The sequence below is a fragment of the Psychrobacter sp. CAL346-MNA-CIBAN-0220 genome (genome assembly GCF_040309805.1).
In the GTDB taxonomy this organism is placed as follows: Bacteria; Pseudomonadota; Gammaproteobacteria; order Pseudomonadales; family Moraxellaceae; genus Psychrobacter.
Window position 1 is genome coordinate 1 of record NZ_JBEOPF010000027.1, and the last position, 674, is coordinate 674.

Below are 674 nucleotides of genomic sequence, written 5' to 3' on the forward strand. Positions count from 1 at the left end.
ACATCTACCGGAATATCTTTTAGCATTTGTAAAGCGCCACTAGGCGAGGTTACCGCCCCAAAACCGACTAACCCTACCCCTAACATTGCCAAAGCAACAGGTACTCTGCCGACGACTAATAAGATCATGCATACTAAACCGATAGCACCAATAATTTCTGAACTCATGCGCCTGTCTCCTCGGCGTCAAAGAACTCGCCCGTTTTGAAAATATTAATGGATTCGATAAGGGCGCGAATAGCGAGCAAGGCACTTAAGAACGAACTTAGGGCGTAAATGGGCATCATTGAGATTCTAAGATCTTGAGTCACTTTACCGAAATGGACAGCATCGACCGCACTCTCATACAGTCCCCATGCAAACACGATACCCATTAAGAAAAAACCCATCATAAAGGTACCCATCATGTAGCCTTTAATAGACTGTGGCATTTTTTGGGTAAAAACGTCCACGATGATTTGTGACCGTTCAACATAGGCGGCAAAGGCTGAGAGCAATGCAAAAAGCATAAAATAAGAGACAATCTCCACGCCCCCTTTAATAGTGAACCCAAACTCACCACCCGTGAGCTTAAACATATAGCGAAAGAAGACATCTGCAATGGTGGCGACCACAATGATGATTAAGCTGACACCACCAATGAACTCGCACATCCTTGCAATAAAGCGACTGACT

Annotated in this window: 1 protein-coding gene; it reads right to left on the reverse strand. The window is 44.7% G+C overall.

What is annotated here, in order from left to right; genetic code table 11:
- Positions 1-163: 163 nt before the first annotated feature.
- Positions 164-674, reverse strand: a 511-nt coding sequence (locus tag AAEY88_RS12555) for a TRAP transporter small permease subunit (protein ID WP_350562912.1), incomplete at its 5' end; no start/stop codon positions are given.